Source organism: Nostoc sp. DedSLP04 (genome assembly GCF_034530775.1).
Taxonomy (GTDB): Bacteria; Cyanobacteriota; Cyanobacteriia; order Cyanobacteriales; family Nostocaceae; genus Nostoc.
In genome coordinates, this window is sequence record NZ_JAVRCL010000017.1 from 26968 (window position 1) to 52532 (window position 25565).

A 25565-nucleotide genomic window follows, 5' to 3' on the forward strand; every position below is an offset into this window, starting at 1 on the left:
GATTTATCGTTTTAATACCATCTCCAACTCCGGGGTTTGACAAATGCACGTAAACTAGCGTTTGTCAAGGCTTTCTATACCATTATCAGCCTATCCAGGCTGGATAATAGCATCACCATAAACCACAAAGCATCTATTTATCCTTAACAGATATAACACTCCCGTCATGAATACAGCGGTGACTCTACCAACAGAACAAGCGCCCCAAACATTGGAAACTTTTGGGCGGCTCGATCGCCAATTGATTGTAATTTTGGATTTTGGCTCTCAATATTCTGAGTTGATTGCCCGTCGCATCCGCGAAACTCAAGTATACTCGGAAGTCTTATCCTATCGCACTACTTCTGAACATTTGCGCCAACTTAATCCCAAGGGAATAATTCTCTCAGGTGGGCCAAGTTCAGTTTATGGTGATAACGCTCCCCATTGTGACCCAGAAATCTGGAATTTGGGAATACCCATTTTGGGTGTTTGCTATGGGATGCAGTTGATGGTAAACCAACTTGGTGGGGAAGTGGCAAAGGCCGATCGAGGTGAATACGGCAAAGCCTCATTATATATTGACGACCCTACAGATTTGCTTACTAATGTTGAAGATGGCACTACCATGTGGATGAGTCATGGAGACTCAGTTATCCAAATGCCATCAGGGTTTGAATTGCTAGCACATACAGAAAATACTCCCTGTGCTGCGATCGCCGATCACGAAAAGAAACTTTACGGCGTTCAGTTCCATCCAGAGGTGGTGCATTCTGTTGGTGGTCTAGCATTAATCCGTAATTTTGTCTACCATATCTGCGATTGTGAACCCACTTGGACAACAGCGGCTTTTGTCGAAGAAGCAATTCGAGAAATTCGCGCCAGAGTTGGTGAAAAACGGGTACTATTGGCGCTGTCTGGTGGAGTGGATTCTTCTACCCTAGCTTTCTTGCTATACAAAGCGATTGGCGAGCAACTGACTTGCGTGTTTATCGATCAAGGCTTTATGCGAAAATATGAGCCAGAGCGATTGGTAAAGCTGTTTCAAGAACAGTTTCACATTCCTGTTGAATATGTTAATGCCCGCGATCGCTTTTTGGCTAAAGTTGCTGGAATCACAGATCCAGAAGAAAAACGCCGCCGCATCGGACACGAATTTATCAGTGTATTTGAGGAAACATCCAAGCGCCTCGGTCACTTTGACTATCTAGCTCAAGGAACTCTTTATCCAGATGTGATTGAATCTGCGGACACCAACGTCGATCCCCAAACTGGTGAGCGGGTAGCGGTGAAAATTAAGAGTCATCACAATGTTGGCGGTTTGCCCAAAGACCTAAGATTTAAATTGGTGGAACCACTGCGGAAACTATTTAAAGATGAAGTCCGCAAACTTGGGCGTTCCATTGGTTTACCAGAAGAAATTGTTCAACGACAACCTTTTCCTGGGCCTGGTTTAGCAATTCGGATTCTGGGGGAAGTTACATCTGAGCGGTTAAATATTTTGCGCGATGCTGATTTGATTGTGCGGCAAGAAATTAACCAACGCGGTATGTATCATGACTTCTGGCAAGCATTTGCTGTATTGCTGCCAATTCGTAGTGTTGGCGTTATGGGAGATCAACGTACTTACGCTTATCCCATTGTTTTGCGGATTGTTACCAGTGAAGATGGCATGACTGCTGATTGGGCAAGAGTGCCTTATGATGTCTTGGAAGTGATTTCTACTCGAATTGTGAATGAGGTAAAAGGGGTGAATCGCGTGGTTTATGACATCACCTCTAAGCCACCTGGAACTATTGAATGGGAGTAATCAAGCTTTGAGTTGGTCTTTAAAGATGCGAGAAATTGCGTCTCTACATCTAGGTTTTGAGCTGATTTGAACTGTATTGATTTAAAAATGATAATGCCGACCTGACTAGTTTTAAGATTCGGCATTGTCTATTTTTTTGACTTTTTTCAAGCTCCATCAAAATCCAAACCTAATACTTTTCGGTTAAGGGTAAAAGGAGAAAAAGAAAGGGTTTGAATTTACCTTTCCCCCTTTGCCCTTTAACCTTTCCCCAGACCAAAAAAGAGATTATTGGGTTTATCCGAAGAGTATTGAATCCAAACCTGTTAGTAATAAAGTAGTCAGTAGTTAGCAAGATTATTTTTAAACTTTAACGAATAGTTAAAGTTAATTTTTTAATGTAAAGGAATTTAAACAATAACATAATTTTATCCGGTCAATAATTATAAATACCAGTGAATAATTAAGTATCAATTAAATGGTGACTAGACAAATTGAGTTATATTCTAGGAAAATAGGCGCGATCGCAGTAAAATTACCAATGGTATGGTGATAGAGAAAAAATAAGCAGCTCATTGGAAATACATTTCATTCGATCAACATTAATGGAGATGTTATGGAACCTGCTCTTCCCCTTGCTGGCTTAAACATCCTCGTAGTTGATGATGATGATGATAGCCGCTTTTACATTACTACTGTGTTGGAAGCTGATGGAGCCACCATTATGGCAGTTGCATCGGCAGCGGTAGCATTGAAAGTATTACCTGAGTTGCAACCAGATGTCTTGATTTGTGATATTGCAATGCCTGATGAAGATGGCTATACCCTGATCCGCAAGATCCGAGCACTAAAGCCTGATATTTATGGAAAAATTCCCGCGATCGCTTTAACTGCTTATGGTGATAGCGAGTATCGTAGCCGTGCTTTGGAAGCGGGTTTTCAAACTCATGTGCCTAAACCAGTCGATCCCGGAGAACTAGTTGCGATCGTCGCAGATTTGGTTGCTTCTTATAAGAATTAACACAAAAATGCAGTCATTTGTCGGTTTTTATTTGTTATTTGCCTTATCTGCCTCATGTTCCTCATCTAAAAGTGAATTGGTTATTTGAGAGTTATAAGTTTGTTTGAGTGTAAACCCGATCGTACTTAGATGGAAATTTTCTCATTTAGACATTAACTAAAATTTACCTTTGATTAAAAATAAATAAACAATTATCTATTTAAGTCTGTTAGTTTATTTATCTGTATACTCTCTCATTTTTCTATCTGCTCGATTTGAAACGATGTTATGTTTGACAAAGATTCTAGACTAAAAATGAGTTTTCTTTTTCTTTGTTTATGAGCGATCGCTACTTATAAGGTTTGCGAGCATTATAAAAACCATCAGTAGTCTGTATTTCCTCTAAATAACCGATCGGCTTAATGAGTGTTATTTACTATTTGATAAAGATAAGGAAGCTCATAGTTTTTTCAGAAAATTGTCAAAATTTGAGGAGCGAAATCTGACAGTTTCCCCATGTGATACCAAATAGGCACTATCTTTACTGCGGCCACGCTTGCAACGCTGTCTCCACAACCCGCAGGAGTTCCGTTCGGGTAGCTCCGGTTGCTGCCAGAACTGATATTCCACAATTGACCGTTACGACAAAGCGGGCGAGAGCCGCTGGATCGCAATCAGCCGACAAGTCCCCCTCCAAAATCGCCTGCTCGAAACGCTTACGCACAGAAGCTTCACTCGATTTTCGGCGTGCAGACAATTCCTGCCGAATCGGATCGGCTGGATCTCCGCATGAAAGCGTGCCATGAACCCAGAGACATCCGGGTGGATTGTGCGGATTGGTTCCCAAGTCAACGACCCCGTGCATCATCCGCTCGGCGACCTGGCGCGCAGTTGGCTCTTTGAGAGCCTCACGAAGATAAGCTGATGGCCCGTCGGCATAGCGAGCCAGCACTTTGCGAAATAGAGATTCTTTGTTCCCAAAGGCGGCGTAAAGGCTAGGACGATTAATGCCCATAGCCTCGGTCAGATCCGAGAGGGATGTGCCTAGATAACCCTTGCGCCAGAACACATACATTGCACGATTGAGCGCTTCATCGGTATCGAACTCGCGGGGTCGGCCTATGGCGGCAGTGGTTTTTTCCTGTTTCATACTCATCAGTATAATAATTTCTTGACAGGCTTACCCCCATGCTTTATATCTATACCAGACGATACAAAAGTTTAACGACAAAAGAATACTATGAGCAACAAAAAACTTACTGGAAAGGTGGCATTGGTAACAGGTGGCTCACGCGGTTTGGGGGCAGCGATCGCTAAACGTCTCGCCCAGGATGGGGCAGCTGTTGCCCTCACCTACACTAGCTCGCCGCAAAAAGCCGATGAGGTGGTGCAAGCGATCGAAACAGCAGGTGGGCAAGCTTTGGCTATTCGCGCCGACAGTGCCAACGCTGAAGCGGTGAAAAATGCTGTCACCGAGACTGTAAAAGCTTTTGGTCGTCTCGATATCCTTGTGAACAATGCGGGGATCGCCACTTTGGCTACTATCGATGAGTTCTCATTAGATGATTTTGACCGAATCATCGCGGTTAATATTAAGGGCGTGTTTGTGGCAACTCAAGAGGCTGTCCGCCATATTGGCGAGGGCGGACGGATTATTATGATTGGCAGCGTCAACAGTGACATCATGCCATTTGCTGGTGGTTCCGTCTATGCTTTGACCAAGGGTGCGATCGCAAGTTTTACGCGCGGTCTGGCCCGCGATCTCGGCCCTCGTAACATCACAGTAAACAATATCCAACCCGGCCCGGTGGATACCGACATGAACCCAGCGGAGGGTTCCTTTGCCGACACTATGAGAAGTATGACTGCCCTCCAGCGCTATGGTCGGAGTGAAGAAGTAGCCGACATGGTTTCCTATCTTGCCAGTGCAGAAGCCGGTTTCGTTACTGGTGCGAGTCTGAACATTGATGGTGGCTTCACAGCCTAATTCGGCGGTCACAAAACGACCAGATAATACTGTGATTGCAAGCCAATGAAAGCCTGTTACGTAGTAAGCACTTCATCCTAACAAAGACGATGCGCGAACGGGTTCGTTAGTCGCTCATGGGGGAAACCCCCTTGGCGCTAGCCTCTCCCTTTGGGAGAAGACCGCGCTAACTTACTACAAACTTATTTACCCAGGACAGAATACTTGTCTTGACAGACTAACGAATTAGCCGCAACGGTAATAATGGTCTTTGAAGAAGACACCGCAAACTACAGAGTGGGATTCAAACCCCTTATTCCGGTAATATAAGTACTTATCAAGAAGTTTTAATCAAAAAAATATGTCTTCAATTCCTCTAACATTGAACTTGATTGAGGGTTCAGTCTCCTTCAGTTTTTCACCCCAAGCAGCACGAGAATTAAAAACAGCAACGGATCAACTGATGGAACGCCTAAAAGCGATCGCCGCTAAACCTACTCCTGGCGGTGGTAGAGTCACTCCCCAGCCTCCCCTGGAATATCGTTATACGGGTGAAGTATTTTTAGAAGTTTTTTGTAATCCTAATATCTGGCCAACACCCTTTGCAGCCAAAGTTTTGCTGACTGTCCGCAATGTCAACATTCGCTTGACTACTGAGGCTGAACTTACTCGCATCATTGAAGACATTAATCAATATTTAGAGCAAGTAGGATAATAGTTCATCCAATTTTTCTGTTCTTTTCGAGATTTTTTCAGAAAAAATACTATAAAAATTTTGGATTTTGTGAAAGTTGAGCCAGTTGCTGGCGAAGTTCCCTTTGTTGTCGCAACTGGTGTCGGTTAGCCCGACTTAGCAAACTTTTCTAGACGGATTTTGGTTTTGAACAGCAAGCAGCTTATCACTTACTTGAGGGAAGCGATGCCATAAATTGCGAGTCAAAAGTGAAGTTCCTACACTTCTATCGGATCGATGTAGGAACTTCACAGAATTTACATACTAAACTCAAGCCGTGACACCAAATGTACAGAACAAATGGTTTTGATGCCTTCTTTAACTTGAAAAGTTGTATAAATTCAGACTCAAATGCTTCTGTATTAATCAATAACGCAAGATTCTATATAGAGTAATGCTCATCAAAAAACTAGAGATTATTCCCCTAAATTGAGGGTTGAATCGTTGATGGTGAAATCCACACATCAAAAACAAACTCCCAATCCCAAACCCAACATCAAACATTGATTAGTCGTTGTCCCACTGTTCGCGACCAATTAGGTCGCCAATGCGATCGCGTAACAAAAAGTCACATTTCTCTAATTCACATTCAACGCAAACCCACTCTCTCGCTGGAATGTATTGGCAGAGGCTATATATTGGCTGTTGTCGGCTAACCATTCCCTTTTGCACCAGTCGGCGTGCTTCGTCTTGAATCACATCTAGAGAGTAGTAATTGATAGAAGGCACCGTATTCACACTCATGGTTTTTACTCACAAATTAACACTTACGATAGTGTTCCCGTTAAAAATTAGGAACAAACATTACAGAAATTAGACTTGTGGCTAAGATTTTGTAGTTTGCTATACGGAACTATTTTTATTTTGACGCTACATCTCCTGAAATTATCTCAAGAAATGTTAAGAAAGTCAACGAATCCTGACATTACTCGAAAATCCGCTTTACAAAAAAAATTCCCAGTAGTTAACTTAACCTGCTTATGTAACTGTATGACTTTGATGCCACAAGTCTGAAAGTCTTGCCATTACTGTATTTAGACAAGATTTGGTGGGTAGGAAGGGTTTATATCGCCATCGCTTACATATCAAATAATCACCTTAAAAGCTGGATCTACAACTGCGGGTTATTCATCTAAGGTAAGCAACACAATAATATTTGTCAGTTATTAAGGTATAAATTGTTGCAAAACATAACGGACAAAGTATAGTACGAAGGCTTGAACTATAGCATCTGTTAACAATTTCTTAAGTAAGCCTGTATTTTCTTAGTTAATTTCAGCACTAACACCATCCAATTTTCTTTTGAAAAACATCTGTAAAAGGGTCGAGTAACAATACTTGTCGGTTAAAGGGAAAAGGGAAAGAAAAAACCTTTAACCCAACCCCAGTAACCTTTTCCCCAAACCAAATTCTGAGTTCAAAATGCACAAAGCGAGTAGTATTGGGTCGAGTAATACTCTAATTCATAATCAGGACATACATAAACAGGAGTCAGAATTTCAGAATTAGTGAATATTCCACCCATCAAGGAATGGAGTTTTAGCAAGGAAGAATAGACATCTTGCAAAAGTAGCTTTTGCTTTCCGGTTGGAGAAAGGTTAAAGGTTACTGGGTTTGGGAAAATTCCATACCTTTACCCTTTAACCCTTCCCCTTTTCCCCACAAATGCCAAGAAGTCTGATGTTTAAACCTTGTTTCGCCTACAAGAAGAAAAGTATCTTGCTGAATTAGGTTATGTTCACATTAAAACAGACGCGATCTAGTCACGTCTGTAAAGTGTTTGGCGGATTTGCTGAGATTAATTGTTCTGAAGTTACATTGTTGTTTTAGTTACTTATTCGGAGAATTCTTCATCATTTTGAACAGTGCTGTCTTCTACTGCTTGCAGATTTTCTGGCGGGCGATCGTGGTTAAGTTGATTTAGTAGTGCTAATACTTTATTACCGCGTTCTATAGAGCGATCTTCAAGAAATATCACCTCTGGTGTACGACGTAGCCGTACTCGCGCCCCCAGTTCGCTGCGGACATAACCTGTAGCCGACTTTAAGCCTGCCATTGTTTCTACCTTAGCTTCATCTGTACCATAGATGCTGACGTAGATTTTGGCGTGTTGCAGGTCGCCGGAAACATCAACATCAGTCACACTGACCATTCCGGTACCAACACGGTCATCCTTAATTCCGTTAAGCAGCATTTGGCTAACTTCCCGTTTGATCAGTTCAGCAACGCGGGAAACCCGACGATTTGTAGCCATAAAAATTTCGCCTCATCACAGAGGTTGTACGACAAAAATAGATACAGAATAGACAGTACTTAGCGGGAGCAACGCCAAAAGCAACCGTCTGTGGGGCACAGCCCCGATATAACGCTAGTCTAGATTGGACTCAAGCCCAGCATTGCCCGTAGGGTGAAAGTAAGGAAGACTAGGCTGCTCACAAATAAACCCAAGATAGCGATCGAGGTGATAGGGCGTTTCAACAATGGCACTAATGGCGCAAAGGTGTTCAAAAACAAGCCTAAGACGATCGTAATTAAGTACCGGGGGTAGCGAAAAACGTTATCCCAAAATCCGTCAAACATCTGAATTTAAACTGCCTTGTTATATACTTACGTTTGTTTTGATATGCTTTATCTACTCAATTGTAATATATGCGGCTGGAAAATTAGCCAGTTAATCTAAAATTTGGCTTGTCGGTTATATTGGCTTTATTTAGTCATAATTATTTTCAGTTAAATTGTAAGTAAATGGTTATTCAAGCCTCGAAGGAGACTAGTCCGCGTCCATTTTTGAAGTGGGCAGGGGGTAAAAGTCGGTTGATACAGCAATATATTCCTTATTTTCCGAAGAGTTATAAAAATTACTATGAGCCATTTTTAGGTGGTGGTGCTGTTTTTTTCTATCTCCAACCAAGTGCAGCCATTTTAACTGATATTAATGCCGAGTTAATTAACACTTATTGTTGTGTTAGAGATCGCGTCGAAGAATTAATTTCTCTATTAAAACAGCATAAAATCCAACATAATAAAGATTATTATTATAGTGTCCGAAACAACTCTAGTGGTACTGATATAGAAAAAGCGGCTCGTCTAATTTATCTTAATAAGACTTGTTTTAATGGTCTTTATCGAGTTAACTCACAGGGAAAATTCAATGTGCCATTAGGCAGATATGACAATCCCAATATTTGTGCTGAGGTTTTACTAAAAGCTGCTTCCGAAGCACTTTTCCATGCAGAAATTAAACAAGCAGATTTTACAGAAGTCCTAAATCATGCGACTAGCAGTGATGACTTTGTATTTTTTGATCCGCCCTACCATCCTATCAGTGATACTAGCTATTTCACTGCTTATAGTCAAAATTCTTTTAGTCAAAAAGACCAAGAACTTTTAAGAGATACTTGTGCAGAGTTAGCAAATCGTGGTGTCAAAGTTATGGTATGCAATTCTGATAGTGAATTTATTAAAAAAATTTATACTGATATTAATTTTGAAACCTATAAAATTAAAGCAGCACGTTCAATTAACTCGAAAATAAAAAATAGAGGCACGATTGACGAACTATTAATTACATCTTTTAAATATTTTTATTTGCCCAAGCAATGAATCTATCTAAGCTATAAACTGCTAATAAATTCTGGTTATCATTAACTCTTGCTTTCAGCCATTGGCTTGCGCCTTCTCGCATACCTTCACCGCCTAAAATTACAATAGTTGGTGCTGGGTAATAGTGCTGAATATTCATGTTCAAGTAAGGAAACTTTTCATCAACTGAACCGGGGCTTTCTTGCCATTTGCACTCAAAAATTAAACCAGATGGCATTGCAGATGAGCCGACAACATAAAAATCAACCTTCAGATAGGTATGATAAATTCCAGTTCCAATATAGACTTCTTTGCCATAACGTTTTGGCAATAAAGTAGCATTTAGTATAAATTCTTTTTGGACATAGTTCCCTACTTGGAAATAATTATGCCCATGCAAGATTGCTTCTACATTTGCTTCTAAAATATTCCCAGACTTATTTGCCCGTCCGCCTTGAGTCAGAGCCATCTTCAATCCCTCTGCCAAAAGTCCTGCTTATTATAGGATTTCACAGAAGTACGAGAAAAGGTTCAGTTGCTTAATATGAATTTTTGATTTTGATGTAAACAAGGTTGGATTAATGGGTGAAAAATCGGAAAATATTGGTATTTTTGTACTAAATAAATACAAATGTATTAATAATTTGGATGAGGAAGGAGTTAGTAATTTAGATAAATTCAGATAAGAGTTATTTGTGGAAGATTGCGGCGAATTGAGGGGTGAAATTTAAACGCAGAGGGGTGCAGAGGGAAGCGCAGAGGTACGCAAAGAATTCGCTACGAATTAATGAAATTTTGTCCTTGGTGTATAAGCTAAATTCGCGCTCCTTGTCCCAGTCATAAGCTTTGATAATGGTTTTTAGTTATTTCACTTTGGCTTCAACCTGTTTGTGCTTCAGTATGACCGTTGCGGATAGACCATGCTATTTCTAAAAGTTGAGTCCAGCGCTTTTGTAGCTGTTTTGGGGTGCATTTGATGGCTTTGGCGATCGCAATGTCGTTTTCCCGTGCAGTTTTTAACTCTAATATTTGCTGTTGCTGTTCTGTGAGTTGATTTACAAAAATTTCCCACTGCTGGGAAGATAAACCCAGTTTTTGCTCTAAACCCGCGCCTAACCATTGATGTACTAATTGCCAATGGTGTTGCTTGGCAAACTTTTCTACGTGGTATTTAAAGCGCTGTTGGAGATAATCGCGCTGACGGCTGGTTAAACCAAGAATTTGGTCGATTTCTGGGGCTGAAAGGTCTTGAAGTTTCAAGCTGAGGTAGTTCATACAATCAGATTGACCTTGAGACTCCAGGTATTTCATCAATTCAGTGATGACGCGATCGCGTTCTGATTCTTCAGATGGATCGAAATTAGTTTGGGCTATCATTTGCGATCGCAGCTGCTGCACCGCCGAGTTACGCTGGTAAGATTCTGCTTCTTCACCCTTAGCAGACTCTACCGCCATTTCAATATCCACGGTGGTTTCTTGGGGCTGACGACGAGCAAAACCTTGGGCCCGCAAGATAATCAATTGCTGATTTGCACCACCAGGTAAATTGATCCGGCGTTTGGCATACTGTTCTGTAAAAGCCATGTATTCAGCTAATTGCAGCTGAGTACGCGGCGTGTGATTCTCTGGTAGTTCGTTTTCTCTACGGAAAGCTTTGATTGCTTCGATATAAAATGCTTGTAAAAAATCTTCAATTAGGCTGTAACGAGCATCAAAGCCCAACTCCGAACCAGATACAGTTACATGACGGTAAACCATAGCACCCAAATTGCTATGTAATTCCACCCGCCCTTGTTTGGAACCTAGTTGGTAGTAACGTAAGCATTTTTGCATCCGATGCCTTCCCAACGTCATCTGCCAGGACTTGATTTCCCCAGATGTTTGAATGCGGGAGCTTTTATCGCAAATGCGTTCTACTTCTACGGCTATGCGCTTTGCTAAAGCTTCTACGCACTTGGGTGTTGCTTTCACTTGCGCTTGCATTTCTTCAGACAGCAATTGAATCAAGCGATCGCTGCTGCTATGTGAAAATTCTTCAGTTGAAACGTGGTTCTCAAAAATTGGTGTAGAGTTTGGTAGATTGACGACGTTAGCTTTCATGACTTTTCCAGTAGTATTGCACCGTAATTACAACGCAGACACAGCAATCAAGGCTGTCCAAGGCTTGTGAATCTTTAGGCATTCATCCATCAAGACTTGCCGTATATAATGCTCACATCTAAAGCTCATATATCAAAACTATAGGAAATACGAAAGAGTTACAGTTATGGCAATGTGTCGGTTTTCTTCACAAGCCACCATCTCAACGCTGGCACAAGAGTACCCGCCATTTTCTTAAAGTTGTCAAATACCTTACTGTGCCAAGTTTTGCCACCATCCTCTTATATCCACTGTTTCACCGAACAGCCCATCCTAGACATCGCTTTTAAATATGACAATTTTAAAACTGGAGTTATTTTTATCACAATTTCCGAAACGGAAAGGTGCGCCTGTGAAGTGGAATTTTTATACCCATGCTGCTGCTGCTTCCCAACCTAAACCCCTCCGTATAATTGCTGCTTCGTCTCCGGTCATATCCAGGATGGTAGATACTTCATAAGTAGGTTCTTCACCAGTGTCTACAATTATGTCTACCAACTTGTCCAAACGATCGAATAGCTCTACCCGCGACTGAACAATTTCTGGATCTATCCGAACTATGCCATTATCTGCTTCATCTGGTGGCAGATGTGCTGAAGTTGAAATAATCGGATTGCCCAATGCTGCCAGCAACTCCAAACATACAGTATGGTTTGGTACTCTAATTCCAGTAGTTTTCCGCTTGGGGCTTTGCACCAATCGCGGTACTAATTTCGTAGCTGGGAGCAAAAACGTATATGGCCCTGGAATCAGGCGTTTCATAATCCGATAGGCTGTGTCACTTACGAAGGCATAAGTTGCCACATTTGAAAGCGAGGGACATAAAAATGTCAATGGTTTATCGTTTGCTAGCTGTTTAATTTGCCGCACTCGTTCTACCGCCGACTTAGCATTCAAATCACAACCGATGGCATAGACTGTATCAGTAGGGTAAAGCATGACTGCGCCACTAGAGAGCGCCGACTTTATTTCCTCTATTCGGCGAGTTTGAGGATTATCCGGATGAACTGGGAAAATTTTTGCCATAGGACGGGGAGGGGGAGTAGGGGAGCAGGGGAGCAGCACTTCGGCTACGTTCAGTGACCAAGGAGCAGGGGAGCAGGGGAGCAGGGGAAGAAGAACTATTAATTATCGATCAATTCCCAATGCCCAATGCCCAATGCCCCATGACTAATGACTAATGACTAATGACTAATGACAAATTTATTATGAATAAAATTGCTTATCTTCAATGTCCGACAGGAATTTCTGGTGATATGTGCCTGGGTGCTTTGGTAAGTTTGAGTGTTCCTGTGGAGTATTTAATTGAAAAACTTAATGGTTTGGATATTGAACAGGAATATCAGTTAAGGACAGAACTTGTCCAACGGAATGGTCAACAGGCGACTAAAGTCCATGTGGATTTAGTACACGATCGCCATCACCATCACCACGATGGCGAACACAGTCACCATCACACACGCCACTTGCCAGAAATAGAGCAGATGATTCTCAAAGCAGGGTTGCCATCAAGGGCAGAAGCTTGGAGTTTGGCGGTATTCCGGCAGCTAGCGGTGGCAGAAGGGGCGGTGCATGGCATTGCACCTGAAAAAGTTCATTTTCATGAGGTTGGTGCTATAGATGCGATCGTAGATATTGTGGGTACTTGCCTGGGGTTGGATTGGTTGGGGATTGCGAGCAATGATGAAGGATTGCCCCTACTTTACTGCTCGGCGTTTCCGACTGGTGGCGGCACTGTTCGGGCTGCACATGGTCAGATGGCAGTACCAGTACCAGCGGTATTAAAGCTGTGGGAAATGCGGGGTTGTCCAGTTTATAGTAATGGCATTGACAGAGAATTAGTAACACCAACAGGAGCCGCGATCGCCACTACTTTGGCAAGAGATTTTGGTTCACCACCTGCGATCGCTATCAAGCAGATAGGATTGGGAGCAGGAACCATCAATTTACCCATTCCCAATATTTTACGCCTCTGGTTGGGTGAAAGCGCAAGTTTGCAGTCAAATTTCAGTGATTCTGAAGAAACTAGCTCAAATTTGGAAACCATCTCGGTATTAGAAACCCAAATTGATGATTTGAATCCACAAGCGATTGGCTATGCGTTTGAGGCGTTGTTTGCTGCTGGTGCGCTGGATGTTTTTACCCAAGCGATCGGTATGAAAAAGTCGCGTCTGGGAATTTTGCTAACTGTGATTTGTCATCCAGAAAATTTACTCAGTTGTGAAGCTGTCATCTTCCGCGAAACTACAACTTTAGGCATTCGGCGCACAACTCAGCAACGCGCCATTTTACAACGGGAAATTCAACAAGTGGAAACGGAATATGGCAAAGTGCGTGTCAAAGTAGCATGGAAAGGGCAATCGCCAGAAAAAGTTATTGCAAATGTGCAGCCAGAATATGAAGATTGTGCAGACTTAGCCCGAAAACATAATATTCCCTGGCGCGAAATTCACCAGTTGGCGCTACAGCGTTGGTATTTGATGATCGATGCCTGATCCCAATTCCTCGTTCCCAATCGGAGACTGGGAACGAGGAATTTGACTAAGTTAGAGTTTTTAGCAAATATTGTGTCAATGTAAACGCATCTACACCCAATTCGCTACGCTCTTGGGCGGCTATTATACCTGCTTGGGAATGCCACCATGCGGCAGTTGCCACAATATCTTCTACGGGAATCTGCTTCATTGCTGTTTGCGCCAACAATCCACCCAGTAGACCAGTTAACACGTCGCCGCTACCGCCACGCGCTAAGGCAGGTGTGCTTTCAGGAACAATCCAAACGTCACCTTGAGGGTTGGCGATCGCAGTTCTTGCCCCTTTTAACAATACTATCGCCCCACTTTCGGCGGCAGCTTCCTGTACTGCTTTCACTTTGTCATGTTTGGCATCGGCGACATCAGGAAACAATCGTTCAAATTCGCCAGTGTGGGGTGTAAGTACGCTTACTGCTTGGCGTTTTTTTAATGTGGCGATCGCTCCCATTTGTGCCAAGATATTTAAACCATCGGCATCGAGTAGCAAAGGGCGATTGCTATCGATCGCTTCTTGGACAATGGGCGTAGCATCTCGTGTTAAACCGGGGCCACAAGCGATCGCATTAAAGGAACTCAGATCGGTGTTTTGTGGTAATTGTAGGTGGGCGATGGCTCCACTTTCCGTTTCTGGACAACCGACAATTAGTGCTTCTGGCAAGTGTGACACCAAAAGAGATTTCAAGGATTCGGGTACGGCAATCGAAAGCATCCCGACACCACTAGCCCTAGCACCCAAACCAGTTAAAATCGCCCCACCTGCATAGCGCTGCGAACCGCAAATCAGCAGTAAATGTCCTTCCTTATATTTGTGAGTAACTGCTGGACGGGGTAAAGGTAAAGTAGCAAGTGCCTTTGCTCGTGTAATACGTTTAATTTTAGGTGCATCTTTGAGAACAGCTTCCACATCAGCTAAAGGAATATCAAAATCGATTAACTCAGCTTTACCGAGATATTCCAACGCCCGATCTTGGAAGAAAGCGAGTTTCCATAAACCTAAGCAAAATGTGTGAGTGGCGCGAATGGCAGTTCCCAAGACTTCGCCTGTGTCGGTGTGTAAACCTGAAGGTAAATCGATACTATAAATCGGTATAGATAATTCATTTAGCTGATTAATTGCAGAGGCGATGGGATCGGTCAGGTTTCTTTCTAAACCAAATCCAAACAAGCCATCAATCAACAAATCAGAATCTGGTAGTTGTTCAATTGTTTGATAAATTGGAATGCCCAAACTCTGGGCATATTGCAAGTGCTGCGAAGTTAATTCTTTAAGCTTAGAAAAAGGAGAATAAATCCAAACCTCATACCCGCGAAAGTATAATTCACGAGCTACGACTAAAGCATCGCCACCATTATGACCGGGGCCGACAAGAATTCCCACACGAGATTCCCTTAACAAAGGGGTGTTTGCAGGAATTTCTGGAATGCGACGAGCAATTAATCCCGCTACCTTTTCCATCAAAGCAACTACAGGCATTCCCGCTGCAAAGATCCGCTTTTCAATATCGCGCATCTGTCCAGCAGTCACTACCACTTGCGAAATTTGTTCTTGCCTATCTTGCATCAGTCTTGAGTGGTGAGTTATGAGTTTCGTATTAACTCTTATTTTGACACTACCAAAATTGACTCATATTCCACTCAAAAAAGTTACAAACCGATTTCCACATCTTCAAGGATGCCAAGTGCGTCGGGGATGAGGACAGCTGCGGAGTAGTAGGCAGTAACGAGGTAAGAGATAATGGCCTTTTCGCTGATGCCCATGAATCGGACAGACAAACTGGGTTGGTACTCGTCCGGGATACCAGTTTGATGTAAGCCAATCACGCCCTGATCTTTTTCACCAGTGCGGAGTATAAGGATAGAACTGGTCTGATTCTTAGTAATCGGGATCTTGTTACAGGGAAGAATCGGTACATTGCGCCACGTGATTATTTTGCTCCCATCCATGTCTATGGTGTCTGGATAGATGCCTCGACGGTTGCACTGGCGACCGAAGGCTGCAATAGTGCGGGGATGAGCCAAGAAGAACCTCGGCTTCCGCCGACGGGTGACTAATTCATCCAGGTCATCGGGAGTGGGGGGGCCGCTGCGGGTGTAGATGCGCTGTTTGAGGTCGGCGTTGTGCAACAATCCAAATTCGCGGTTGTTGATCAACTCGTATTCTTGACGTTCCCGCAATGCCTCAATCGTCAGCCGCAATTGTTCTTCCGTTTGGTTGTATGGTTGATTGTACAGATCCGCAACGCGAGTACTTACTCGCAACACAGTCTGAGCAATGCTTAACTGATATTCGCGGGGTGAGAGTTCGTAGTCAACAAATGTTCCTGGTAACGTCGTCTCTTGACTATGACCAGTTGACAACGCGATCGCAGCTTCCCCATACTTGTTTTGTGGAAGTTCTGCGCGAATCCTAAATTGCTCAACCTGAGCCTGCAACGCCGGCGACTGGTTGAGCTGTTCTCGAAATGCCTGTTGTGGTAGCGCCAATACCGTGCATCGGGTCACAGCTTTGACCGTAAACTTCCAATTGCTTTCTGACTCCACCAACACGCGATCGCCAAAATAATCACCGTCAGCTAGCATATCCAACAGAGGCTGCTCGTCATACTTGCCAATACCAATTTTGTTCACCTTGCCATGTGCGATCAAGAAAAGCTGATTGGCTGGTTGACCTGACTGGACTATGATATCACCAGGCGCGAACTCTTGCTGAACAAACCGACTTGCCAACGCCCTCAGCACCTCAGTGTTGTCAAATCCTCGCAGCAAGGGCAACTCACCAAGTTCCTGGGGAATCACCTGCACTTCGGCTCCGGTGTTAGAGAAACTTAACCGTCCATCACCCACCGTATAGGTCAACCGACGGTTAACTCGATAAGTCCCACCCTTCGTTTGCACCCACGGTAACATCTTCAACAACCATCGTGAGGTAATTTCCTGCGTTTGCGGTGCAGATTTGGTGGTTGTGGACAAATTACGCGCAGCATCTTTACTCAAACTCAGTTGAGGTTGTCCACTCTCAACATTTAAATTTGATTCAATAAAATCCGTCATCACCTCATCCTCTTAGTTATTAATAAAAGTGCCATTCAGTGCTGAGTGCTGAGTTCCAAGTGCTGAGTTAAAAGACCGCCTACTTTCTTGCGGAGTATCAACAGTAGACCTCTTGCAAAAGTCCCTAACACCCCACCCCCAAACCCTCCCCGCAAGCGGGGAGGGGAGACAAAGCGTAGCTTTGGCGGGGTGGGGTTCTTTCTTATTTTTGATTTATGCAAGAGGTCTAGTCAGCCCTAATTTTACTCACTCAGCACTCACCACTCAGCACTCACCACTCAACACTCACCACTGCTGGTATTTAGCGCCCAATTTCAACATCTTCGAGGATGCCAAGTGCGTCAGGAGTGAGGACGGCTGCGGAGTAGTAGGCGGTGACGAGGTAGGAGATGATTGCCTTTTCGCTGATGCCCATAAATCGAACAGACAAGCTGGGTTGGTATTCATCGGGGATACCAGTTTGATGTAAGCCGATCACCCCTTGTTTTTCTACACCAGTGCGGAGCAAAAGGATAGAACTGGTGCGGTTATTGGTGATGGGGATCTTGCTGGAAGGAAAGATAGGTACGCCGCGCCAAGATGTGACCTGAACGCCATTCACATCTACGCTTTGTGGATAGAGACCCAGGCGGTTGGCCTCACGACCGAAGGCAGCGATCGTGCGGGGGTGAGCCAGGAAGAATCCCGGCTCCTTCCATACTGTCGCCAACAGTTCGTCCAAGTCGTCGGGCGTAGGTGCGCCGCTACTGCTGTAGATACGCTGTTTGAGGTCAGCGTTGTGCAGCAACCCGAATTCGCGGTTGTTGAGCAACTCGTGTTCTTGACGTTCCCGCAATGCCTCAATGGTCAGACGCAGTTGCTCTTCTGTCTGGTTGTACGGTTCGTTATAGAGATCGGCTACCCGCGTACTTACTCGCAACACCGTTTGAGCAATGCTTAACTCATATTCTCTCGGTGTGAGTTCGTAATCGGCGAAGGTTCCCGGCAACTCAGCTTCTTGGGGATGATCGGCTGCCAGTTCAATGGCGGCTTCACCTTGGGGAGTCTGTGGCTGGCTCAGGCGAACGCGGAACTGTTCAACATGAGTTCGCAACGCCTCAGACTGATTGATCGCCCTCTCAAACACCGCTTGGGGTAGCGACAAAACGATGGTTCTGGTAATCGCCTTGAGGGTGTACTGCCAAGTATCCTCGGACTGCACCACAGTTTCATCGCCGAAATGGTCGCCGTCAGCTAGCACATCGAACACGATCTGCTCGCCATACTTGCCAACACCAATCTTGTTTACCTTACCACGAGCAATCAGAATCACGCGATCGGCAGGCTGACCAAGTTCGACGATTACATCATCTGGAGCATACTCCTGCTGAACAAACTGGTTTGCTAATCCGATCAAAACGTCAAGGTTGTTAAACCCTCGCAGCAAGGGCAACTCAGTAAGTTCCAGAGGAATCACCTGCACCGCAGCTCCAGTGTTGGTGAAAGTCACCCGTCCATCACCCACGGAATAACTCAGCCGACGGTTAACCCGATAGGCCCCACCTTTTGTCTGCACCCACGGCAATAACTTCAATAACCACCGCGATGTAATTTCCTGGGTTTGCGGTGCAGATTTGGCTGTTGTCGCCAAATTCCGCGCCGCTGCTGTACTTAAAGTTAAATGGGGCTGCTGATCTTCTACATTCAAATTGGGGTCGTTAGAATACGTCACAACTTAATCCTCCACTTTTTAGTTACTAAAAAAATTGATCTCACGCGATCGCATACTGACCTTGAATTAACTCACCGACAAGAAAACCTAACTTCATTGACCGAGTAATGACTTGAGACTCCCCTGACCGATTGACGAGCCAATACGCCTAGCTGAAGTACCCAGCCCTCTGGGCCCGCTAAGTAGCCGCCCTGCTAACGTACTACGCAATTCAAATTCCTTATAGCGGTCTACTGTTATATGCCATTTGAGGACGCCGCACATCCACTGCTCTAGTTTCTTGACGTATCCGAGCAGTTGCTTGCGGGTACTTGCATCCAGGTCGAAATCATCGAAAAGAACTGGCAGTTCGGTGGCGACGATGTGTTGAAACTGTAGCGCCCTAGAAGTCATCAGGTTGTTGACAACTTCAACGGCCTGTGGTTTACCGCAGTTGAGGAAATTCTGAACGACCAGCACACAGTTATGGATTTCACCCTCGAATTCGATTTCTTTTTGATAGGAGAAGATATCGTTGGTAAAACAGGCGAAGTCGGCGGCGGAATTATCGAGCGATCGCATTGTTCGGGTGCGGTAAATCTCCTGCGGGATCTCGTTGCCCTGAGCTAGTCGGGACAGACTCATGGTCAGATCCGAGCCAAAGGTCTTACGGCGCATTTCAATATAATCTATCGGGTCGGGAATCCGATTTTGGATCTGGTTGGCGAGTTCCCACACCCAGCTATCAGTCATATCCTGAATCGCCCGGCGGAACTGAGTCCGCGCATTTGCGGACATGGGGCCTGCTGTGCGAGACCAAATATCTGCCAAGCCGGCTTCCACTGGATTGGTTGGAACCTCGCTGGGGATGGAGTCATCCAGAGGCATAAACGCCGACAGTCGGGCGTTGAACACTTTCGCACCAGCCATGTTGCGGTTATTTCCGTAAAGCGCCGGGAAGTAATCGTCGGCATAGGTTCCCCAAACAAGCCAGCACGCGCTCAGATTCAGCTCAGGACCAGATCCATTCGGATGGATCAACGCACCGCAAAGGGCTACGTCGGCAACATCAAACTTGTGGTCATCCCAGATGACGGCATCAGGAATCCCAGGTAGTGATTCCAGCATCCCCATCTGGCGCGCCCATTCCTTGGAATGCTTCCGCGCAGCATTCAGATGGGGATTCAAGCTTGTAGTGAACGGCATGTAAAACTTCGGCAGTGTCACCGGTCCCACAGCCTGGTATGGAATGTGAGTAAAGCTCTTGAACCTTCCCAAACCCAAGGCGGCGTATAGCGATTGAATACGCGCAGCCGATGTGCCTAGACCTGTGGGGCCTCCCAGAATCGTAGATGTTGGAGAATTGTCTCCTCCCTTATTCATGTAACGGCTCGATCGCATGTGCCACTCGTGACCGCCCGATTGCCAGTCCTGGAGTCCTTTGATGTAAAGGAGAACGTTAACACGAGCCACTGGATCTAGTCCGTACTCCTCAAACAGGGGGGGCAACTCGGTGACAGCAGTGTTATCAAACTGGTATAACCGCGAGGTCAACAGTTCGTTAGTGAGGTTAGCTGCCTCCTGAGTACTGACATTTAAAAAGCGCTCCAAGACCAGCACGCAGTTAGCGTTCTCACCTTCATCCTCCACTTCTCTTTGGTAGGAGAATAGGTCGTTGCGAAGATGCACTCCATCGGCAAATGTGTCTTTGAGGATACGCATTGGCCGAGTCGAGGCGATTTCGGCCGGAATCTCTATAAACACGGCGTGTTCGACAAGATCCGCTGACCAAGGAGCGCCACCAACTTTGCGGCGCATTTCGACGTATTCGATGGGGTTGGCGACCCGATCTTGGTTGATATTGGCGAGTTCCCACAGAGACTCTTCTAGGAGGTTCTTGGTACTCTCGAAGAATCGAAGTCGCCAGTCCACAGATTTAGTAAAGGCGGTACGAGACCACAAATCAGCCAAGCCGCGCTCTACTGGGTTGGTCGGAACGGAAGGGGTATCAGTGGGATGCACTGGCATAAACGCTGGCAGTCGGTCAAGATACTGCTTTGCCCCAGCCATGTCTTGGGTGCGCTTATAGATTTCTAGGAAATGATCGTCGAAGAAGAATACCCAAACATACCAGTCGGTTACTAAGTCAAGCTCCGCTCCCGGCGCATCTGGATGGGTATAAGAGCAAAGTAAGGCGTAGTCGTGGGCATCGAATGTATGTTCATCCCAAATAACCGAGCTTTGTGCTTCTTCTTCTGAGCCAAGTATCCCCATCTCGTAAGCCCACGCTTTGGAATGGACTCGTGCCGCTTCCAGGTTTGGGTTCAGCCGTGCGGGCCAAGGCGTGTAAAATTCTGGCAGTTCAAAGGGTTGCATGATCTGCGCTAAACCTCCTCTGGAGTCTTCTTCTATCTTTATTTCGTGGACGATCTGAGCATTGTTGCAGTTCGCAAGTATCATCACCATCCAGTTAGATCCCCACATTTGGTTTGCTTGTGGTGGCTCGTTTCAAGGCGATAATATTATTAAGATGCTCATAATCGAATGGCACTAAGAAAACGTGAAACCTAGTCAGGGCAGGGTGTAGGGGGTAGGGTGTCGGGTGTAGGGAACAAATCAAGAAAATGAACAACAAGTGCGAACATTAATAAACTTTTTCGTCACTACACCCGACACCCGACACACCACACCCAAAAGTCTTATGAATACTGGATTTGCTGATATCTTAGTGCCATTCTGCTCATAATCTAAGTAACGAACTATAGGACTAATATTTGGAGTTGTTGGCAAATAAATTTTAATTACTAGATTGTGGTGTTCTCATAACTTTTCATAGTTGTAAATAAAAAGCAAGCCGTACATTGAAGCTGTAAGCAAATAGTTAAATTAAAAATTGAAGAATTAGAAGACACTTAAGACAGTTAAGACCGTTAAACAAATAGTTAAATCAAAAATTGAAGAATTAAAAGACAGTTAAGACAGTTAAGCAGATAGTTAAAAGATTTAAGATAGTTATTAAAGAAAAAATACTAATTGTTAATTTTTACAACTAATGTCCATTAAGGCATCACTATTCCAAAACCGAAAAAGCGATCGCACACACTGGATTACAACCCAGTGCTAGTAAAGCTATGGTGCGATTTTGCAGCAATGTGACTAATATGCCTGTGAAATACTTATAAGGTTTCAAGACAGCTAATCATAAGAAAATCCCAAAAGGGTTGAAAAAGTTTTCTTCTCCTACTGCTCACTTATTTTTTCAAGCTAGTGGTAAAAAAGTATTGCTGTCACTTTGGGTGAAAGCTAGATACTATTAGATTCGGCGTGTTTACTGTTCGGGAGTGCCAAAATGTCTAAACAGCTGGGTCAAAAAATTGCACCTACACCGATATCAAATGATATCAGTGTAGTGGATTTAATCGATCGATACTTCACCGCTTACAACTCAGCGCGGTTGCGGGAAATCTGCCAACTACTGAGTCGCGATGTCCTAACGGAAGGTGTCACGGTGGGAGTTAGCCTTTCCGGTGCGATGACGCCAGCAGGATTTGGGGTTTCAGCGCTTGCACCTTTAATTCGCAACGGCTTTATTGACTGGATGATTAGCACTGGTGCAAATCTTTACCACGATATGCACTACGGATTGGGTTTTGAACTCTTTGCTGGTAATCCGTTTTTGGATGATGTGAAACTTCGTCAAGAAGGCACGATCCGCATTTATGACATTATTTTTGGTTACGATGTGCTGCTAGAAACTGATGCGTTCATCCGCAAGATTCTCCAAGGAGAAGCGTTTCAAAAGCGGATGGGAACGGCTGAGTTTCACCATTTACTAGGTAAATATGTCCGAGAAGTAGAAAAGCAATTGGGTGTGCAGCATTCCTGCTTGCTAGCTACAGCTTATGAGTATGGCGTACCGATTTATACGTCTTCTCCAGGAGATAGTTCAATTGGGATGAACGTGGCGGCTTTAGCATTGGAAGGTTCGCAGTTGGTAATAGATCCATCAATTGACGTGAATGAGACAGCCGCGATCGCATATAATGCCCGTGAATCAGGAGGTAAAAGTGCGGCTGTAATTCTTGGTGGCGGTAGTCCTAAAAACTTTTTGCTACAAACTCAACCGCAACTTCACGAAGTTTTGGGGTTGGAAGAACGAGGACACGATTATTTTGTGCAGTTTACCGATGCACGTCCAGATACAGGCGGTTTATCTGGGGCGACCCCATCGGAAGCTGTCAGCTGGGGTAAAATTGACCCGGATGAGTTACCTAACACAATCGTTTGTTATACCGATAGCACGATCGCTCTACCACTAGTGAGTGCGTATGTGTTAAACAAATGCCAGCCTCGTCCCCTGAAGCGTATATACGACAGGCGAGAAGCCATTTTAGATAAACTGCAAAAAGACTATCTAGCAGCCAAAACCCAACCATCAGATCAAGTTCCAGCAGCAGTTGCTGAAAGTGCTTCACAGCAAACAGCAACTTATCCCTGTGGAAGGCTGATTCCGAATACTCACTAAGGGGATAGGCAGGGAGCAGGGGAGCAGGGGAGACAAGGGGACAAGGGGACAAGGGGACAAGGGGGAATTATTGAACAAGTCTTTTCCTTTTTTCTTGTCTACCTTGTCTCTTCCCCATGCCCCATGCCCCATGCCCAATGCCCAATGCCCAATGCCCAATGCCCAATGCCCAATGCCCTCATCCCTTCCGTCCAATCAACAAATAAGTTGTCATCTTCCCTTTACCTTTAACTTCAATTTCGCCTCGTTTTTCAAATACAAATTCATCGCACAAGCACTTATAAGTATTTTCTGTAACTTGGATTTTACCAGCAATACCTTGCGATTCCATAGAGCGAGCGATGTTTACCGTGTCTTTATATTCATAAGTAAACTTATTCAGATCGATGACTTCCCCGACTACCGAACCGCTATGGATGCCGATACGGATGCTGAAATTTTGGTTATTCTCAGTATTAAATAGAGCGATCGCAGTTTGCATATCCAGTGCCATCAAAGCGATCGCTTCAGCACGATCTTGGCGGCGTGTAGGTAAGCCACCAACCACCACATAAGCATCGTTAATGGTTCTGATTCTCTCTAAACTATATCGTTCGGTGAGGCGATCGAAAACTGAGAAAATTGGGTTGAGTAGGTTCAGCAGTTGAATTGCACTCATAGAAGTAGCAATTTCGGTGAAGCCAATGATATCTGCAAATAAAACTGTGACATCAGCAAAGTCTTCGGCAATTTTTGCTGGTTGTTCTTTTACTTCTCTAGAAATTGCGACTGGCAAAATATTCAGCAATAAACGTTCGGTTTCTTTCTGCTGATAACGAAGTGCTTCTTCTGCTGCTACTCGCTGGCTTATATTGCGAAAAATGCCGCGAATCGCAACTGGATGACCTTCAACAAATTTACAATTAATATTACCTTCTAGAAAGATTGTTTGGCCGTCTTTAGTAACGAATATAGCTGTTACTTGCCCAAGGTTTTCTCCTGATAGTACGCGATAAAATCTTTGCAAACAGCTTTGTTTAAACTCTGGATGTATAATATCGAAAATACTCATATTCGCAATTTCAGCTTCGCTATATCCCAAAGTTTCTCGCCATGCACGATTGACATATAAAAACCGACCAAATGGATTGACACATTGAATCAAGTCATTAGCATTTTCAAATAAATCTCGATATCGCTCTTCACTTTCAACAAGAGCATTTTCTGCTTGTTTGCGTTTGATAAATTGGGCAATTTGGCTACCAATAGAACCCATCATTTGCAATAGGTCTTTATCTTTTGGTAGTAACTCCCGACTAAAGAAAACCATCACTCCTAAGATTTCACTATCGTCTAAAATGGGGAAGCCAAAAGCTGCGTGCAATCCAGCCTCCGCAGCCGGTAGCGATCGCCTTTGATCTCCATCTACTGTGATATCTTTAATCCACAAAGGCAAACGTCTGATCCAAATTCGACCAGGTAAGCCAACACCAGGTGTATAAGTAGTTTGCCAAGTGATTGCTTTAAACTCTCGGACAGAAACTAATCGACTTGACCAAATTTCTACACACCTTAGTACTGCATTAAGACTATCTCCTTGTAGGGAAGTGCCAATATATTGGCTTGGTGTCCAAAGTTCGCCTAAATCCCATCCCAAGTTTTGACAAATCGACTGCAAAATTTGGGGAATTCCCTGTTTTATGCTTTGTGATTCTGATAATATGCGAGTAATAGAATACTGGGCACTTGTACGCTGTTCTCGGCGTTGCCAAGCAGTAATATCCCGACCAATATAGACAATATCTTCTAGCCCTTCTGTTTTTTTGGGAATCACTGAGCAAGAAAAAGCAATCAACAGTTTCTCTCTAGTTTTGGTTCGACAAACCACTTCTAGATTTTGGGCATTATGCTTTAAATAAAAATGTTGACAAATAGCTTTAATTAAAAATTGATCCTCATCAATAATTAATGATATTGGTTGATTTATTAATTCTTCTTCCTGAAAACCAAATAATTGTTGAGCAGCATGATTTACTTTTTTTATTTTTCCTGAATTACTGGTTACTAACAAAGCATCTGGCATTGAAGTAATGACTTGTTCCATGTAATTAATGTTTGATTAATATACAAGCCTGTTTTTCCAAAATATTTTTTTACTAAGTTTATATTACTTGATTAAGCGTGCTATTTTTTCACCTTAATCGAGTATAATTGAGCAAAAACCACTAGTTCGCTGTGGCGGAAATTTGCCTACCTTTAATAAGTTGTTCAGAGCAACTTATCTAGTTAATTGAGATAGTAGCTAGATTTCCGTCGTGCTGTACTAGTCCAATGTCTAAGCTAGTGCAAGAGGTTTTATAATAAGCACTTTAGTCTTTACTACAAACTTGCTTACCCATTTAAACTAAATAAGCTTGATTAATCTTTTTAAGACACTTCTTTTGGGGGATTGACAATTTAATATAATATTGCTGTTCAAGTAGCTGCTTGTTAACAGTAGACTTCATGTTTAATTTTAATCCTATGTGGTATTTTACAAAACGGCGAATTAAATAAGTATTTCAACCAAATATTGCCGTAAACACCTTTCATTAGTTT

19 protein-coding genes and 1 pseudogene are annotated in these 25565 nt (G+C 43.8%); 7 read left to right on the forward strand and 13 right to left on the reverse strand.

Annotated elements, in window-relative coordinates:
* The first annotated feature begins 166 nt into the window (after window positions 1-166).
* The gene (guaA, locus tag RMX89_RS12340; RefSeq protein ID WP_322682316.1) at window positions 167-1789 is read left to right on the forward strand and encodes a glutamine-hydrolyzing GMP synthase; all 1623 of its coding nucleotides are present in this window, start codon (window positions 167-169) and stop codon (window positions 1787-1789) included.
* Window positions 1790-2384: 595 nt separating this feature from the next.
* Window positions 2385-2789, forward strand: a complete 405-nt coding sequence (locus RMX89_RS12345) for a response regulator (protein WP_322682317.1) — start codon at window positions 2385-2387, stop codon at window positions 2787-2789.
* Window positions 2790-3309: 520 nt separating this feature from the next.
* Here RMX89_RS12345 and RMX89_RS12350 read toward each other — a convergent pair.
* Both RMX89_RS12350 and RMX89_RS34495 read right to left on the reverse strand, forming a co-directional pair.
* Window positions 3310-3636: a TetR family transcriptional regulator C-terminal domain-containing protein gene (locus RMX89_RS12350; RefSeq protein ID WP_322689135.1), complete on the reverse strand. Its 327-nt coding sequence runs from the start codon at window positions 3634-3636 to the stop codon at window positions 3310-3312.
* Window positions 3637-3732: 96 nt separating this feature from the next.
* Window positions 3733-3924: pseudogene (locus RMX89_RS34495) on the reverse strand (TetR/AcrR family transcriptional regulator); the annotation flags it as partial.
* Between the two features lie 84 nt (window positions 3925-4008).
* Here RMX89_RS34495 and RMX89_RS12355 point away from each other — a divergent pair.
* Window positions 4009-4755 (forward strand): 3-oxoacyl-ACP reductase family protein, encoded by a 747-nt coding sequence (locus RMX89_RS12355; RefSeq protein WP_322689136.1) that lies wholly within the window; start codon window positions 4009-4011, stop codon window positions 4753-4755.
* A 340-nt stretch (window positions 4756-5095) separates the two neighbouring features.
* Window positions 5096-5449, forward strand: coding sequence for a hypothetical protein (locus RMX89_RS12360; protein WP_194046709.1), 354 nt, complete (start codon window positions 5096-5098; stop codon window positions 5447-5449).
* Window positions 5450-5974: 525 nt separating this feature from the next.
* Here RMX89_RS12360 and RMX89_RS12365 read toward each other — a convergent pair.
* From RMX89_RS12365 to RMX89_RS12375, 3 genes are all read right to left on the reverse strand, one after another.
* Window positions 5975-6211 (reverse strand): DUF4327 family protein, encoded by a 237-nt coding sequence (locus tag RMX89_RS12365; protein WP_094347157.1) that lies wholly within the window; start codon window positions 6209-6211, stop codon window positions 5975-5977.
* 1090 nt (window positions 6212-7301) lie between these two features.
* The gene (gene rbfA, locus RMX89_RS12370) at window positions 7302-7721 is read right to left on the reverse strand and encodes a 30S ribosome-binding factor RbfA (RefSeq protein WP_322682321.1); all 420 of its coding nucleotides are present in this window, start codon (window positions 7719-7721) and stop codon (window positions 7302-7304) included.
* Window positions 7722-7840: 119 nt separating this feature from the next.
* Window positions 7841-8047: a DUF751 family protein gene (locus RMX89_RS12375; RefSeq protein WP_322673395.1), complete on the reverse strand. Its 207-nt coding sequence runs from the start codon at window positions 8045-8047 to the stop codon at window positions 7841-7843.
* 165 nt (window positions 8048-8212) lie between these two features.
* On the opposite strand from RMX89_RS12375, the gene RMX89_RS12380 reads away from it, so the two are divergent.
* Entirely contained in the window at window positions 8213-9070 is an 858-nt protein-coding gene (locus RMX89_RS12380; protein ID WP_322689137.1) for a DNA adenine methylase, read from the forward strand.
* On the opposite strand, the gene RMX89_RS12385 is transcribed toward RMX89_RS12380, so the two are convergent.
* The 3 genes from RMX89_RS12385 to RMX89_RS12395 all read right to left on the reverse strand — a co-directional run bounded on the left by RMX89_RS12385 (window position 9042) and on the right by RMX89_RS12395 (window position 12214).
* Window positions 9042-9518, reverse strand: a complete 477-nt coding sequence (locus RMX89_RS12385; RefSeq protein WP_322689138.1) for a PD-(D/E)XK nuclease superfamily protein — start codon at window positions 9516-9518, stop codon at window positions 9042-9044. The genes RMX89_RS12380 and RMX89_RS12385 overlap by 29 nt on opposite strands.
* A gap of 410 nt (window positions 9519-9928) precedes the next feature.
* On the reverse strand, window positions 9929-11149 hold the full coding sequence (locus RMX89_RS12390; RefSeq protein ID WP_322689139.1) for a HetZ-related protein: 1221 nt from the start codon (window positions 11147-11149) through the stop codon (window positions 9929-9931).
* 405 nt (window positions 11150-11554) lie between these two features.
* Entirely contained in the window at window positions 11555-12214 is a 660-nt protein-coding gene (locus RMX89_RS12395) for an L-threonylcarbamoyladenylate synthase (RefSeq protein ID WP_322682325.1), read from the reverse strand.
* Between the two features lie 182 nt (window positions 12215-12396).
* Between RMX89_RS12395 and larC the strand changes: the two genes are divergently transcribed.
* Window positions 12397-13683 carry a nickel pincer cofactor biosynthesis protein LarC gene (gene larC / locus RMX89_RS12400; RefSeq protein WP_322682360.1) on the forward strand — a complete coding sequence of 429 codons (1287 nt, stop codon included), beginning with the start codon at window positions 12397-12399 and terminating at the stop codon, window positions 13681-13683.
* A gap of 46 nt (window positions 13684-13729) precedes the next feature.
* Here the strand turns inward: larC and RMX89_RS12405 are convergent, their stop codons facing one another.
* From RMX89_RS12405 to RMX89_RS12420, 4 genes are all read right to left on the reverse strand, one after another.
* Window positions 13730-15283, reverse strand: coding sequence for an NAD(P)H-hydrate dehydratase (locus RMX89_RS12405; protein ID WP_322682326.1), 1554 nt, complete (start codon window positions 15281-15283; stop codon window positions 13730-13732).
* A gap of 83 nt (window positions 15284-15366) precedes the next feature.
* A complete protein-coding gene (locus RMX89_RS12410; RefSeq protein ID WP_322689140.1) occupies window positions 15367-16773 on the reverse strand; it encodes a family 2B encapsulin nanocompartment shell protein in 1407 nt (468 codons plus the stop codon).
* A gap of 301 nt (window positions 16774-17074) precedes the next feature.
* Window positions 17075-18484: a family 2B encapsulin nanocompartment shell protein gene (locus RMX89_RS12415; RefSeq protein ID WP_322689141.1), complete on the reverse strand. Its 1410-nt coding sequence runs from the start codon at window positions 18482-18484 to the stop codon at window positions 17075-17077.
* Between the two features lie 93 nt (window positions 18485-18577).
* Window positions 18578-20929: a family 2 encapsulin nanocompartment cargo protein terpene cyclase gene (locus tag RMX89_RS12420; RefSeq protein ID WP_322689142.1), complete on the reverse strand. Its 2352-nt coding sequence runs from the start codon at window positions 20927-20929 to the stop codon at window positions 18578-18580.
* 883 nt (window positions 20930-21812) lie between these two features.
* Between RMX89_RS12420 and RMX89_RS12425 the strand changes: the two genes are divergently transcribed.
* Window positions 21813-22988 (forward strand): homospermidine biosynthesis protein, encoded by a 1176-nt coding sequence (locus RMX89_RS12425; RefSeq protein ID WP_322689143.1) that lies wholly within the window; start codon window positions 21813-21815, stop codon window positions 22986-22988.
* 178 nt (window positions 22989-23166) lie between these two features.
* On the opposite strand, the gene RMX89_RS12430 is transcribed toward RMX89_RS12425, so the two are convergent.
* The gene (locus RMX89_RS12430; RefSeq protein WP_322689144.1) at window positions 23167-25071 is read right to left on the reverse strand and encodes an adenylate/guanylate cyclase domain-containing protein; all 1905 of its coding nucleotides are present in this window, start codon (window positions 25069-25071) and stop codon (window positions 23167-23169) included.
* Between the last annotated feature and the right edge of the window lie 494 nt (window positions 25072-25565).